The following is a 14,086-nucleotide window of genomic DNA, read 5'->3' on the forward strand; positions in this document are numbered from 1 at the left end:
GCGGCCTCAGAACGACGTCCTGAACCCCACCTTCACACTCCGCCCCGCCAGCGGCGCGATATCCCGCAGGATCGAGGTCGCATTGCGCGCATCCTGGTTGGTCAGGTTATCCCCGCGCAGGTACACCAGCGTCTGCGTCCCGGACACCTTGAACTTGTAGGTCAGCGCCAGGCTCAGCAGCGTATAGGCATCGGTCGGCGTGTCATTGCTCGGCACGCGCGTCTGCCTGGCCGCATACGTGACATCCACGCGCGCGCCCCATGGCCCCGCGCCATACACCAGCGCACCGCCCAGGCGCAGCGGCGCCAGCCGCGGCAGCGGCTCGCCGGTGTCGCGGTTCTCGCCACGCACGTAGTCGGCGCGCGCCTCGAAGTCGAGCGTGTCGCTGCTGGTCAGCATCTTCTGCAGCAGCCGGGTCTTGCCTTCGGCCTCGAAGCCGTAGAGCGTGGCCGGCACGCCCAGGTACTGGAATTCCGGCAACGCACCCGGGCTGCCGATGGCGACGACGTCGCCGGCCTCGTCGCGCGCGCGGCCCGTGGCCGACAGCGCCAGGTAGTTGGCAAAGCGGCTGTAGTAGCCCGATACGCTCGCGCTGTGCGCGCCCGACTTGAAGCGCGCGCCCAGGTCGATCGAGGTGGCGCGTTCCTTGTTGGCGTTGGGGTCGCCCACTTCCCACGAGCCGGTGGCCACGTGGGGGCCGTTGGCGTACAGCTCGTAGAAGGTCGGCGCGCGTTCCGTGTAAGACAGGTTGCTCGTCAGCGACCACGCCGGGTTGACCTTGTACAGCAGGCCGGCCGAGGCGCTGGTGGCGTTGAAGCTGCGGTTGGCGTCGGCAAAGCGGTCGTTGCCGTTGGCGCTGGCCTTGATGCTGCTGTGGTCGAGCCGGCCGCCGAAATTCAGCTTGAGGTCGCCCGAGGTGTTCAGCGGCAACTCTTCGAACAGGAACAGCGCGGCGTTGTCGGTATTGGTGCTCGGCACGAAGGCTTCCTCGCCCAGCGCGGAGAAGTCGGTGTGGCCGAACTGCGTGCCGATCACCCCCGTCATGTTGCCGATCCTGGCGTGCCTGGCCTCGAAGCGCGCATCCCAGCCGCGGTTCTTGAAGATCGTGCCGGTCTCGCCGTCCTCGATCTCCTTGTGCTCGTAGTCGGTGTAGCTGAACTTGCCCTTGACCGATTCGATCCAGCCGCCGGTGTTGCCGGCCAGGTTGCGCGCCTCGCCCTCCAGCGCGAAGCGGTCTTGCTTCATTTTCAGCCGCACGTCGTCCTCGGCGGGCGTGCCGTAGTCATTGCGGTAGGCGCTGTAGTTGGCGCCGAGGAAGCCATCGGCCCAGGTATAGGAGCCGCCCAGCGAGCCGCCCTGCTGCTCGGCGCTGGTGTTGGGCAGGCGGCCATAGGCTTCGCTTTCGCCCTCGGGCAGCGGCTCGGCGGCGCGCAGGCGGTCGCTGCGGGCGTAGCCGGGGATGCGCAGGTCGCTGGTCTTGCGTGCGAACGCATCGGCATGGACGGCGAACTGGCCGTTGCCGGCCTCGATCAGCGCGCTGGCATTGCGGGCCTGGTCGCCGCCGATGGTGCCGCTGGCATCCACGGCGCCGCCGACGCCTTCGATCGGCTCCTTGGGGATGCGGTTATCGATCACGTTGACCACGCCGCCGATGGCGTTGCCGCCGTACATCAGCGCCGCCGGACCGCGCACCACCTCGATGCGTTCGGCCACCAGCGGGTCCAGCGCCACTGCGTGGTCATAGGACAGCGTCGAGGCGTCGACGGTGCTGCCGCCGTTCTGCAGCACCTTGATGCGGTCGCCATCCAGGCCGCGGATCACCGGGCGGCTGGCATTGGGGCCGAAATACGTCGACGACACGCCAGGCAGCTTGTCGAGCGTCTCGCCCAGCGTGCTGGCCTGGCGCACGGCCAGCGCGTCGCCGCCCAGTGTCGATACCGGCGCGACCATGTCGTTCAGTTCGCTGCCGAGCGGGTTGGCGGTGACGACGACTTCGCGCAGCGTGCCGCTGGCGGTGGCGGTGGCCGGCGCTGTTTCGGCGGTGGGCGCAGGCGTGGCGGTCTGCGCGTGCGCAGGCGCCGCCAGGGCAGCGAGCGAGGCAGTCAGGGAAGCGGCAATGGCCGCGAGCGGGGTCAGGCAGGGGGCGCTGTTTTTCGAGCGGTTCTGTTTGGACATGGCGCGCATAGCGAGGCGTGGCAATCGGCCCCGGCTGGCCAGCAGGTACGGCATGGCGCGCCACGCCCAACGGGTATGGCCGCGCCGCGCAGGCGGCAGGCGTTCAGCTCGGGAAAAATTCGAAAGCCGGACACGCGGCGATGGCCGCGTCCCGGATCAGGCGAGGGCGATGGCCGGCGCCGGTGGCGCGCGCGAATGGAAGGGGTGGGCGGCAGGCAGGTCGGGCCAGCGCCAGGCGAGATTGGCCGGCTTGGCCGGCTTGCCGAAGGCGAGCCGCGGCAACGGCAGCTTGCCGCACAGCGTGTCGGCGACCGTGGCGCCGTCGAACAGCACGCAGGAGTGGCCGCTGAATTTCTGTGCCAGCGAGTGGGAGTCGGTATCGGCGTCAGTGCCGGCGTCAGTGCCGGCGTCAGTGCCGGCATCGGCCGCGGCCAGCGTAGCTGCGGCAGGCGGCAGCAGGCCGCCGTGCACGATGCGGTGGGTCAGCCCGGCATGCTGCGCCAGCAGCAGGCATAGCGCCAGCCATAGCGCCGGCCAAAGGCCCGGGCCGTGCGTGCGCAGGCGGGCGAACCAGTCAGTGCGCATGGGGATGGTGCGGCGCGCCGCAGCCGCAATCGTCACCATGGTCATGATCGTGGTCATGGCCATGGTCGTGCTCATGGTCCTCGTCCAGATCGTCGACCCACGCCGGGAACGGGTCCGCGTAGGTGGCCCACGCCGCTGTGCCGGCCGCCATTTCTGCGTCGTCCAGCAGGCAGGCATCGAGCCGCGCCGCCAGCGCGGCCGCGTCCAGGTCCATGCCGATCAGCACCAGTTCCTGGCGGCGGTCGCCAAACGGTGCCGGCGCCCCATCGACCTCCATGTCGGCCTCGATCTCGGCGCGGTCCGCGTCATCGGTCGGCCACTCGGCCGGATCCAGCGCGGCCCACCAGGCGCCAGCGCCGCCGTGGCGGCACACGCCGCCGGCCTGGTTCCAGTCACCGGCGGTGTCCATGCGGCTCGCCAGCCAGAACAGGCCCCTGGAGCGCAGCACGCTGCCGTGTTCGCGCAGCCATTCGGTATGGATCAGGTCGGCAAAGCGCTGCGGATGGAACGGGCGGCGGCGCCGGTACACCAGCGTCGACACGCCGCAGTCTGGCTCCGGCGCCGTGCCCTGCAGCGCGGCCAGCCAGCCCGGGGCATCAGCGGTGGCGGCAAAGTCGAAGCGGCCGGTGCCGGACACGCGCTGCGGCGGCACGTTGCCGAAGCTGGCATCGACGATATCGGCGCGCGGGTTCAGCGCATGCAGCACCGCGCGCAGCCGCGCCAGCGCGTCTGCACTGGCGAGGTCGGTCTTGTTCAGCAGGATGACGTCGCAGAACTCGACCTGCGCGGCCAGCACTTCCGCGACGGTGCGGTCGTCTTCCGGCCCCTGCGCCAGGCCGCGGTCGGCCAGGAAATCGGCTTCGTTGAGGTTGGCCAGGAAGGTGGCCGCGTCGACCACCGTCACCAGCGTGTCGGGCTGCAGCGCGGCATCGGGGCCGGCGCCGTGCTCGGCCTCGAACAGGAAACCCTCGGCGATGGCGAGCGGGTCGTCCCGGCCGTCCGCCTCGACCAGCAGCGCATCGAAGCGGCCTTGCGCGGCCAGCCGCGCGGCCTCGGCCATCAGCGTGTCGGCATCCGGCAGGACCGTGGCCTCGCAGCCGGGCGGCAGCGGCGCCAGCGTCTGGCCGTCCTGCGCGCCGCAGACCAGCACGGCCACGCGCCCGCCGGCGCCTTGCGCAAGCAGGTGGTTCAGCAGCGTGGTCTTGCCGGCGCCGGTAAAGCCGGACAGCACGGTGACGGGCAGGCGATCAGCCATGGCGGGAGAGTGGAGAAGGTGACGGACCGGTCGCGAACAGGTCGCGCATGCGGTGCGCTTCCGGTTATTGCAACAAAGTTGCGAATTTACCAGAAAGGCCCCGCCGGCGACAGCCGGACGATTCTCACAATGGTAGGCCGTGGCCGCGCCACGACAAGTGCAGCAGCGCCCGGCGGGCGCGCGCCAATGCAAACGGCCCGGTCAAACCGGGCCGTTGTGGTGCGGCAACGCCGGCAGGCCGGCGCGCCCGGGGATCAGTCCCCGAACAGCTTCTGGCGCAGTTCGCGGCGTTGCTGCGCTTCCAGCGACAGCGTCGCGGTGGGCCGGGCCAGCAGGCGCGGCACGCCGATCGGCTCGCCGGTTTCCTCGCACCAGCCGTAGTCGCCGGACTCGATGCGCTGCAGCGACTGCTCGACCTTCTTCAGCAGCTTGCGCTCGCGGTCGCGCGTGCGCAGTTCCAGCGCATGCTCTTCCTCGATGGTGGCGCGGTCGGCCGGATCCGGCACGATGACCGTTTCGCGCAGGTGTTCCGTGGTCTGGTCAGCGTTCTTGAGGATTTCGTCACGCAGCTGTTCAAGCCGATGCTTGAAGAAGGCGAGCTGCGCTTCATTCATGTAATCCTTGTCGCTCATCTTCAGGATTTCAGCTTCAGTCAGAAGTTTGTTGCTGCTCATGGTTGCTGCTGATTCTCTTGTTGAGGCGGCCGGCGGCGTCTGGGTCCGCTCGGATTCGCTGTCCGTGCGCTTGCGCGCCACGGTCGTCGTTTCACTCTGGCTGGCTGCAGTCTTGCTGCTTCGCGGGCCTCCCTTCGTTGCGCCCGCTTCGGCGTTCGCCGTACTGCCGCGGGGAGCGGGCGCGGCCTTCACAGGCTGCGCCTTGAGCGTCTCTGCCGCGGCACTACCTGTCTTGCTGCGGCTTTCTTTCGTCTTCGTTGCGGCTGTCATGGGACACCTCTCTCTCGCGTCAGTCAGTGACGGCGCGTGCCGAGGCACCCCAAGCGGAAAGGCGGTCTCCGCACGAAGCACTGCGACCGCACCTGCCCGGCGGCCTGCCTCGTGCTGACGACAACCGCCGCCCTGCAAGATCCCGGGGCGGAAAAAAGGTGCGCCACCGGTATCAAATCCGGCCTATTGTACTTGAACAAATTTTTCCGAGATACGGGGGAAAGCCAGCCTGCACTTCGGTATTTCCCCGGTACCCCGAACGGGGGTGGCCGTGAGAGGGTGTCCGCTGGCAGGAGCCGCCCGTGCGGCGGCCCGTGCACTCAGGCCAGGCAGTTCTCCAGCCCCTTGAGAATGGCGTCCCGCGGCAGGTCCACGCCGATAAATACCATCTTGGTGCCCGGCGTCTCGTCTTCCCACTTGGCGCCGATATCGCTGCCCATCAACTGGTGGACGCCCTGGAACACGACTTTCCGGTCCACACCCTCCATATATAGTACGCCCTTGTAGCGCAGCAGTTTTTCCCCGTACACCGCCAGAATCCCCGACAGGAATTCTTCCAGCTTGCCGTAGTGGAAGGGCTTGTCGCTGCGGAAGACGAACGACGCGATGCGGTCGGTGTGGTGATGGTGATGGTGGTGGTCGTGCCCGTGGCCATGGTGGCCGTGGTCGTGCCCATGGTCGTGGCCGCAGTCGTCTGCGCACTGCTCACCGTGCTCGTGCTCGTGGTCATGATCGTGGTCGTGACCATGTTCGTCGGCGCGCAGGAATTCGGGATCCAGTTCCAGCTTCTCGTTCAGGTTGAAGCCGCGCAGGTCGAAAATGGTGTCGATCGCCGTCTCGCCGAAGTTCGCCGTGCGGATCGGCGCCCGCGGGTTCATGTGCAGCAGGCGGTGGCGCAGCTCGGCCACGTCGTCCTCGCTGACGAGGTCGGACTTGGTGATGAAGATGGCATCGGCAAAGCCGACCTGGCGCTGCGCCTCTTCCTGCTTGTCCAGCTGCATGTGCGCATGCTTGGCGTCGACCAGCGTGATCACCGCGTCGAGCAGGTAGCGCGAGGCGATTTCCTCGTCCATGAAGAAGGTCTGCGCCACCGGGCCCGGGTTGGCCACGCCGGTGGTCTCGATCACCACGCGGTCGAAGTCGATCTCGCCGGCGTCGCGGCGCGTCAGCAGCCCGGACAGCGCCTGCACCAGGTCGCCGCGGATGGTGCAGCAGATGCAGCCGTTGCTCATCTGCACGATCTGCTCGCGGCCATCCTGCACCAGGATCTCGTTGTCGATGTTTTCCTCGCCGAACTCGTTCTCGATGACGGCGATCTTCATGCCGTGCTGCTCGTTCAGGATGCGCTTGAGCAGGGTGGTCTTGCCGCTGCCGAGGAAGCCGGTCAGGATCGTGACCGGGGTCAGTTTGGACATTTGTTGTTCTCCGGGAAATAAGAGTGCCGGTCAGTGGGCGGCGGGCGTACGCTTGCCGCACTCGGCGCAGACGCCGTTCACGGTCAGTTCGACATGTTCGATGGCAAAGCCGCTGGGCACGCGCGGCGCGGCCGGCTGGGCCGGGGCGCTGGCGTCGTCCAGGCAGAAGGTACGGTCGCAGCGGGTGCAGTGGAAATGGCTGTGCTGGCGATGTTCCTGCGCGCGCGCGGCCTCGTGCTCGACCAGGCTGAAGCGGAACACGCGGTCGTTGCCGGCGCGCTTCTGCGCCACGCCCTGATCCACCAGCCAGTCCAGCACGCGGTACACGGTGACGCGGTCGATGGTCTCGCCCTGCTCGGGCAGGCGGTCGATCACGGCCTGGTGGGTCAGCGCTTCGTCGCTGCCGATCAGGCAGGCCAGGATGCACAGCCGCGGCTGCGTCACGCGCGCGCCCAGCTGGCGCAGGCGCTCGTGGGCGGCTTCTAGGATGGCGGGCGCCAGTGCGGCGGACGGCCCGTCCGGGCTAATGCGGGTCATGGGCCGATTTAACCATAGGCCCACGGTTGATGCAATTCAGTTGCAACGGTCCATGGATGCACCCCGCGGTCACGGGCGGCGCCGAGGCCGGGGTTTGCGCCTATGATCGACAAGCGACCCAGAAGCGGAGACACGCCATGCTGAACGACGCCAGCGCGTTGCTGTTCCCCAATTTCGAACCCTTCCGGCACCGTATCGGCGAGGTCGAGATCGCCGGCGTGCAGGGCGGTTCGGGCCCGCCGCTGCTGCTGTTGCACGGCCATCCGCAAAGCCACCTGATCTGGCACCGGGTGGCGCCGAGGCTGGCCGACCACTTCACCGTGATTGCCACCGACCTGCGCGGCTATGGCAGCAGCTCGGCGCCGCCGGGCAACGCCGGGCATGAGCGTTACAGCAAGCGCGCCATGGCGCAGGACCAGGTCGGGCTGATGGCGAAGTTCGGCTTTACGCGCTTTGCGCTGTGCGGCCACGACCGCGGCGCGCGCGTCGCGCACCGGCTCTGCGCCGACCACCCCGAGGCCGTGAGCCGCGCCATGCTGCTCGACATCGCCCCCACGCTGGCCATGTACGAGCGCACCAGCATGGCCTTTGCCGCGGCCTACTGGCACTGGTTCTTCCTGATCCAGCCCACGCCGTTCCCCGAGACGCTGATCAACGCCGAGCCCGAGTTCTACCTGCAGAAGCTGGTCGGCCTGCGCCAGGCCGGGCCGAGCCCGTTCGCCCCGGACGCGATGGCGGCCTACGTGGCGGCCATGCGCGACCCGGCGCGGGTGCATGCCATGTGCGAGGACTACCGCGCCGCCGCCACCATCGACCTGGAGCATGACCGCGCCGACCGCGAGGCCGGGCGCCGGCTGGCGCTGCCGCTGCGCGTGCTGTGGGGCGAGCACGGCGTGGTGGCGCGCTGCTTCGAACCGCTGGCGTTGTGGCAGGAGGTGGCGACCGACGTGAGCGGCGAAGCCCTGCCGTGCGGGCACTACATCCCGGAAGAAGCCCCAGAACCGCTAGTTGAGGAAATGCTCGGTTTTTTCCGTTGAGCAGCTCCCGGTGTCGCAAACACGAGCCTTTATAGCCGATCCCTGCATAACTACCCGGTTTCCCGCCATATGCCGCTGATTGCAGGCGGGTTAGCACCTATACCTGCGTATTGTCTGGTGTTGTTAACATCATCCTCCCCCCTTGCGTTTTACGGCAGGGGTAGCGGCGCCAGCCGGTCATGGTCCAAGCGCGGCCAGTGAGACCGCGCCAGATGCGCCCCCGCATGAGCAGGGGCCGGGCCGGCGGCAATGCATTGCTTGACGGGTATTTGAAGGAACCAGGAGAAGAGAGCATGAAACGAGTGGCAAAGACGATCGCGGCCGCGCTGGCAGTCAGCGCGATGGGTGTGGCGGCAGGCGCGTACGCGCAGGAATTCCCGGGCGGCAAGCCCATTTCGGCCGTGGTGCCGTTCTCGGCGGGCGGCCCGACCGACAAGGTTTCGCGCGAGCTGACCGCGATCATGTCCAAGCACCTGGGTGCGACCATCGTGATCGAAAACCTCGGCGGCGCCGGCGGCACCATTGGCGCCAAGAAGGTGGCCCAGGCCAAGAACGATGGCCATACCGTGCTGATCCACCATATCGGCATGGCTACGGCCCCGGCGCTGTACCGCAACCTGGGCTTCGATCCGCTGAAGGACTTCGAGATGGTCGGTGAAATCGCCGACGTGCCGATGATCCTGGTCGGCAACAAGCAGCTGCCGCCGAACACCTTCAAGGACCTGCTGCCGTACATCAAGGCCAACGCCGCCAAGCTGTCGCTGGCCAACGCCGGCATCGGCTCGGCCTCGCACCTGTGCGGCCTGCTGTTCCAGAGCGCGATCCAGACCGAGCTGACCACCGTGCCGTACAAGGGCGCGGCGCCGGCGCTGACGGATATCCTGGGCGGCCAGGTCAACCTGCTGTGCGACCAGACCACCAACCTGGCGGGCCACCTGAAGGCAAACTCGGTCAAGCCGTACGCCGCCATGCAGGCGCGCCGCGTGGAAGCCTTCAAGGACATCCCGACCGCGGGCGAGCAGGGCATGCCGAACGTGGAAGTGAAGGTCTGGCACGCCATGTACGCACCGAAGGGCACGCCCAAGCCGGTAATCGACAAGCTCACGGCCGCGCTGCAGAAGGCCGTGACCGACCCGGCCTTCCGTGCCAAGATGGCCGAGCTGGGCGCCGAGGCGGTGCCGGCACAGCGCGCCACGCCGGAATCGCTGCGCACCTACCTGACCGCCGAAATCAACAAGTGGACCCCGGTGATCAAGAAGGCCGGCGTCTACGCGGACTGATCGGGTGGATCGCTGGAAGTGATGCGCCAAGCGCGCGGGCCACTGGCTCGCGTGCGGCAACACTGGCATAAAAGAATGGGCCATGCGGCAACGCATGGCCCTTTTTGCTTTGGGGCCGGACGCACGGGGCGGGCCGGCAGGCCGGCGCCCGGCATCCTATATTGTTCAGACGCCCGCGCGGCGCGTCGCCTGTGTGGCCCGGCGCACGAAGGGGCTTGAAACCGGCCGGGGGCGTCGCCAACTACGATCGTGACATATTCACGGAAGCCACCATGGAACAGTATCACGGCACTACCATCGTCAGCGTCCGCCGCGGCAACCAGGTCGCACTCGGCGGTGATGGTCAGGTCACTCTCGGCAATATCGTGATGAAGGGCACCGCACGCAAGGTGCGCCGCATCTACAACGGCAAGGTGCTGGTCGGGTTTGCCGGCAGCACGGCCGATGCATTCTCGCTGCTGGACCGCTTCGAGGCCAAGCTGGAGAAGTACCAGGGCAACCTGACCCGCGCCGCGGTCGACCTGGCCAAGGACTGGCGTTCGGACCGCGCGCTGCGCCGGCTTGAAGCCATGCTGATCACCGCCGACCGCGACACCACGCTGGTCATCACCGGCAACGGCGACGTGCTCGACCCCGAGGGCGGCATCGCCGCGATCGGCTCGGGTGGCGCGTATGCGCAGTCGGCCGCGAAGGCGCTGATAGAGAACACCGAGCTGTCGCCGAAGGACGTGGTCGAGAAAGCGCTGACCATCGCCGGCGAGCTCTGCATCTACACCAATACCAACTTCGTCATCGAGACGCTGGAATAAGCGAAGGCGGCAACGCGCGCCCTACTGAACGGATACCATGTCGCACACCATGACCCCGTCGGAAATCGTTTCCGAACTCGACAAGCACATCATCGGCCAGGACAAGGCCAAGAAGGCCGTGGCGGTGGCGCTGCGCAACCGCTGGCGCCGCCAGCAGGTGGCCGAGCCGCTGCGCCAGGAAATCACGCCCAAGAACATCCTGATGATCGGCCCGACCGGCGTCGGCAAGACCGAGATCGCGCGCCGCCTGGCCAAGCTGGCCGACGCGCCGTTCATCAAGATCGAAGCGACCAAGTTCACCGAGGTGGGCTACGTCGGCCGCGATGTCGACACCATCGTGCGTGACCTCGCCGAGATGGCGATCAAGCAGACGCGCGAGTCCGAGATGAAGAAGGTGCGCACCAAGGCCGAGGACGCGGCCGAGGACCGCCTGCTCGACGTGCTGCTGCCGCCGCCGCGCGACATCGGCTTCTCGCAGCCGGAAGAGAAGGATTCCAACACGCGCCAGGTGTTCCGCAAGAAGCTGCGCGAAGGCCAGCTGGACGACAAGGAAATCGAGCTGGAACTCGCCGCCGGGGTGCCGAGCATGGACATCATGGGGCCGCCGGGCATGGAAGACATGACCGAGCAGATCCGTTCGATGTTCGCCGGACTGGGCCAGGGCAAGAAGGCTCGCCGCAAGATGAAGGTAAAGGAAGCCTTCAAGCTGCTGATCGACGAAGAGGCCGCCAAGCTGGTCAATGACGAGGAGCTCAAGCACAAGGCCATCGCCAATGTGGAGCAGAACGGCATCGTGTTCCTGGACGAGATCGACAAGATCGCCAGCCGCAGCGATATCGGTGGCGGCGAGGTGTCGCGCCAGGGCGTGCAGCGCGACCTGCTGCCGCTTGTGGAAGGCACCACGGTGAACACCAAGTACGGCATGATCAAGACCGACCACATCCTGTTCATTGCCTCGGGCGCGTTCCACCTGTCCAAGCCGAGCGACCTGATCCCCGAGCTGCAGGGCCGTTTCCCGATCCGCGTGGAACTGGAATCGCTGTCGGTGCAGGATTTCGAGGCCATCCTGACGCAGACCGATGCCAGCCTGACCAAGCAGTACCAGGCGCTGTTGAACACCGAAGAGGTCAACCTGGTGTTCGCGCCGGATGGCATCCGCCGGCTTGCCGAGATTGCGTTCTCGGTCAACGAGAAGGTCGAGAATATTGGCGCGCGCCGCCTTTACACGGTGATGGAGCGGCTGCTGGAGGACCTGTCCTTCCACGCCACCAGGTCGTCGGGCGAGACCGTGACGATCGACGCGGCGTACGTCGACCAGCGCCTCGGCGACCTGGCCGGCAACGAGGACCTGTCGCGCTACGTGCTGTAAGCAGGCACACAGGCCGGAGAAGAAGGCGCACTACGGTGCGCCTTTTTTGTGCCGCTTTGGCCGGAATCTGTTGTCAGTACGTATCCGCCTGCCACATCGCGGTAAGCATCGTAAGCATTGGTAAGCACACTGGCGGAGCCGCGTCTCGCAATGAGACCCTTACGCACCTTGACGGTCGATTGACCGGTGCGGGAGCCACCGCATCCCACTCAACTACTGGCAGGAGAAATCAATGGTCAACTACAAGACCCGCCGCGTGGTGCTCGCCACCGGAGGCCTGCTAGCCGCACTGGCCGCGGCCACCGCATTCCTTTGCATCCGTCCCGCGGTGCCTTCCGTGCAGGCAGCCGAAGCCGCGCAGGCTGCACAGGCCACACAGGCCACACAGGCCAATGCGCGCGGCGCCGCCGCCAAGGCTGCCGCCGCGACGCTGGCGCTCGATGCCGGCGCGCTGTTCTCGCTGTCGGACCGGCATGCGGGCGACGCCATGCGCATCGTCGCGCAGGGCGACACGGCCGAGGCGAGCGAAGGGCTGGACTGGGAACACGTGCAGCTGCGCCTGTAAGCGCGCGGCTGCCGCAATCCACCTTCCTTACCCTTCTACCGCGACACCGGCCGCTTCCCCAGCTTGCGCTGCAAGGTGCGCCGGTGCATGTTCAGCGCCCGCGCCGTGGCGGAGATATTGCCGCCATGCTCGGCCAGCACGCGCTGGATATGTTCCCACTCGAGCCGCGCCACTGACAGCGGCACCGGCTCTTCCAGCGCGGCCTGCGCCGCGTCTTCCGACACCCCCGCCATGAGCGCCGTCAGGATCGAATCGACATTGGCCGGCTTGGCCAGATATTCGTCCGCGCCTTGCTTGACCGCCGCCACCGCGGTGGCGATGCTGGCATAGCCGGTCAGGATCAGGATGCGCGCGTCGGGCAGCGCCTGGCGCAGCGGCGCGACCAGCTGCAGGCCGGATTCGGCCGGCGCGGTGCTGCCGGCTTCGGGCGGCGGTTCCAGGTGCAGGTCGAGCGTGACATAGGCAAAGTCGGTACGGCCCGCCAGCGCGAGCGCGGTGCGGCCGTCATGGGCCACTTGCACGGCGTAGCCGCGGCGCATGAGCGCGCGCGCCAGCGTGCCGGCAAAGACTTCGTCGTCGTCGATGACGAGGAACGGCGTGCCCGCCGGTGCGGTGGCTTCAGGAACCGTCTGGAAGGTATCGGTCATGGTCAGGTGTGGCGCGTGGGTTCAGGATGCGCTGCGCGCAGGCGGCGCCGATAGCGAGGACAGCGCGGGCAGCCGCAGCTCGGCCACCGTGCCGCCGCCCGACCGGTCGCGCCAGGCCAGCTCGCCGCCCATCTGGCGCGCGCCACTCTGCGCCAGGTACAGGCCGATGCCCTGGCCGCCATGCTGGCTGGCCACCGGCATTTCGCCGAGCTGGCCGCGCAGTGCTTCGGGAATGCCCTCGCCATGGTCGGCGACGCGGAACGACAGCCACGGCGCCACTTGTCCCGGCTCCATGGCGATCTCCAGTTGCAGCGGCTTGCTGGATCGGCCCGCGTTCTGCTGGGCGCGCGCGGCGTTGTCGAGCAGGATGGTCAGGATCTGGCCGACCCGCGCGGTTTCGACCGGCTGCGCGCCGGCACCCGGCGTGGCGCTGGCCTGCAGGCTGGCGTTGGGATGGCGCAGTTGCCAGCGCTCGGCGAAGGCCGGCAGCCAGGCAGCGAGGCGCTGCGGCGCGAGCGTCGCCGAATCTTCGCGCAGCCGCGCCAGCGTGGTGCGGCAGAGCGCCAACTGCTGCTCGACGGTCTGCAGGTCGGGCAGGTAGCTGCGGATCGGCGTGGTGCCGAGCGCCGCGTCGGAGGCATCGGCGCGCAACTCGCCGGCGATCACCGCCAGCGTCGCCAGCGGCGTGCCGATCTCATGCGCCACCGCGGCGGCCTGGCCGTTGAGGTCTTCCACGCGCGCCTCGCGCAGCAGCTGCTCGCGTGCCAGGTTCAGTTGCGCTTCGCGCTGGCGCAGCACGCCCGACAGCCGTGCGACGAACAGCGCGATCATCACTGCGCTGGCGACAAAATTCAGCCACATGCCCGCCAGGTGGTAGTTCACGGCGTTGTCGGGGTTGTGCAGGTCCAGCGGCACGTACTCGAACAGCAGCACCGTGTAGCAGGCGAGCGCATACACCGACAGCGCGATCACCTGCCGCCACGGCAGGATGGCCGCGGCGATCGCCAGCCCGGGCAGGTAGAACGACACGAAGGGGTTGGTCGCGCCGCCGGTATAGAACAGGATCGCCGACAGCGCGGTCAGGTCCACCAGCAGCTGGCCCATCAGTTCGGCTTCGCCGGGCGCGCTGTTGCGCCGCCTGTGCTGGCGCAGGCGCAGGGCGGTGATCAGGTTGAACAGCGCCTGCAGCCCGAGCACCACCATCAGCGGCTTATACGGCAGCCGGATGCCGGCGATCGGGTCGCATGCCAGCAGCGTCAGCGCCTGCCCCGACAGCAGCGCCCAGCGCAGCCAGAACAGGCGGCGCAGCGTCACCTGGCCATGGCGGGGCGAACTGGCGGCCGGCAAGGGCGACAGGAAGGGCAGGTCAGGCAAGCGGGGCGAGGGGGGCACGGCTGCGGCAGTGGTCATGGCGCGAGTGTATCAATGCGGCTGGAAGGTGCCGGCGCGTGCGACACCTTGCCGCATT

13 protein-coding genes are annotated in these 14,086 nt (G+C 68.0%); 5 read left to right on the plus strand and 8 right to left on the minus strand.

What is annotated here, in order from left to right; translation table 11 throughout:
• Positions 1 to 6 precede the first annotated feature (6 nt).
• From CTP10_RS00675 to CTP10_RS00700, 6 genes are all read right to left on the minus strand, one after another.
• Positions 7 to 2,175 carry a TonB-dependent receptor gene (locus CTP10_RS00675; protein ID WP_116317791.1) on the minus strand — a complete coding sequence of 723 codons (2,169 nt, stop codon included), beginning with the start codon at positions 2,173 to 2,175 and terminating at the stop codon, positions 7 to 9.
• A gap of 156 nt (positions 2,176 to 2,331) precedes the next feature.
• Positions 2,332 to 2,799, minus strand: a complete 468-nt coding sequence (locus tag CTP10_RS00680) for a hypothetical protein (protein WP_442875131.1) — start codon at positions 2,797 to 2,799, stop codon at positions 2,332 to 2,334.
• Positions 2,750 to 4,015, minus strand: a complete 1,266-nt coding sequence (locus tag CTP10_RS00685; protein ID WP_116316868.1) for a GTP-binding protein — start codon at positions 4,013 to 4,015, stop codon at positions 2,750 to 2,752. Before CTP10_RS00685 ends, CTP10_RS00680 begins: the two co-directional genes overlap by 50 nt.
• A 254-nt stretch (positions 4,016 to 4,269) precedes the next feature.
• On the minus strand, positions 4,270 to 4,959 hold the full coding sequence (gene dksA, locus CTP10_RS00690; RefSeq protein ID WP_233527968.1) for an RNA polymerase-binding protein DksA: 690 nt from the start codon (positions 4,957 to 4,959) through the stop codon (positions 4,270 to 4,272).
• 320 nt (positions 4,960 to 5,279) lie between these two features.
• Entirely contained in the window at positions 5,280 to 6,374 is a 1,095-nt protein-coding gene (locus CTP10_RS00695) for a CobW family GTP-binding protein (RefSeq protein WP_116316869.1), read from the minus strand.
• Positions 6,375 to 6,404: 30 nt separating this feature from the next.
• Positions 6,405 to 6,911 carry a Fur family transcriptional regulator gene (locus CTP10_RS00700; RefSeq protein ID WP_116316870.1) on the minus strand — a complete coding sequence of 169 codons (507 nt, stop codon included), beginning with the start codon at positions 6,909 to 6,911 and terminating at the stop codon, positions 6,405 to 6,407.
• A 137-nt stretch (positions 6,912 to 7,048) separates the two neighbouring features.
• Here CTP10_RS00700 and CTP10_RS00705 point away from each other — a divergent pair, with 137 nt between their 5' ends.
• From CTP10_RS00705 to CTP10_RS00725, 5 genes are all read left to right on the plus strand, one after another.
• A complete protein-coding gene (locus tag CTP10_RS00705) occupies positions 7,049 to 7,948 on the plus strand; it encodes an alpha/beta fold hydrolase (protein ID WP_116316871.1) in 900 nt (299 codons plus the stop codon).
• Positions 7,949 to 8,241: 293 nt separating this feature from the next.
• A complete protein-coding gene (locus CTP10_RS00710; protein WP_116316872.1) occupies positions 8,242 to 9,228 on the plus strand; it encodes a tripartite tricarboxylate transporter substrate-binding protein in 987 nt (328 codons plus the stop codon).
• Between the two features lie 272 nt (positions 9,229 to 9,500).
• Positions 9,501 to 10,037, plus strand: coding sequence for an ATP-dependent protease subunit HslV (gene hslV / locus CTP10_RS00715; RefSeq protein ID WP_116316873.1), 537 nt, complete (start codon positions 9,501 to 9,503; stop codon positions 10,035 to 10,037).
• Between the two features lie 37 nt (positions 10,038 to 10,074).
• Positions 10,075 to 11,406: an ATP-dependent protease ATPase subunit HslU gene (gene hslU / locus CTP10_RS00720; protein ID WP_116316874.1), complete on the plus strand. Its 1,332-nt coding sequence runs from the start codon at positions 10,075 to 10,077 to the stop codon at positions 11,404 to 11,406.
• Positions 11,407 to 11,638: 232 nt separating this feature from the next.
• Positions 11,639 to 11,971: a hypothetical protein gene (locus CTP10_RS00725; RefSeq protein WP_116316875.1), complete on the plus strand. Its 333-nt coding sequence runs from the start codon at positions 11,639 to 11,641 to the stop codon at positions 11,969 to 11,971.
• A gap of 35 nt (positions 11,972 to 12,006) precedes the next feature.
• Here CTP10_RS00725 and CTP10_RS00730 read toward each other — a convergent pair whose 3' ends face one another.
• Both CTP10_RS00730 and CTP10_RS00735 read right to left on the minus strand, forming a co-directional pair.
• On the minus strand, positions 12,007 to 12,618 hold the full coding sequence (locus tag CTP10_RS00730; protein WP_116316876.1) for a response regulator transcription factor: 612 nt from the start codon (positions 12,616 to 12,618) through the stop codon (positions 12,007 to 12,009).
• 21 nt (positions 12,619 to 12,639) lie between these two features.
• Positions 12,640 to 14,028, minus strand: a complete 1,389-nt coding sequence (locus CTP10_RS00735; RefSeq protein WP_116316877.1) for an ATP-binding protein — start codon at positions 14,026 to 14,028, stop codon at positions 12,640 to 12,642.
• Positions 14,029 to 14,086: the final 58 nt, after the last annotated feature.

The organism is Cupriavidus sp. P-10 (assembly GCF_003402535.2).
Lineage (GTDB): Bacteria > Pseudomonadota > Gammaproteobacteria > Burkholderiales > Burkholderiaceae > Cupriavidus.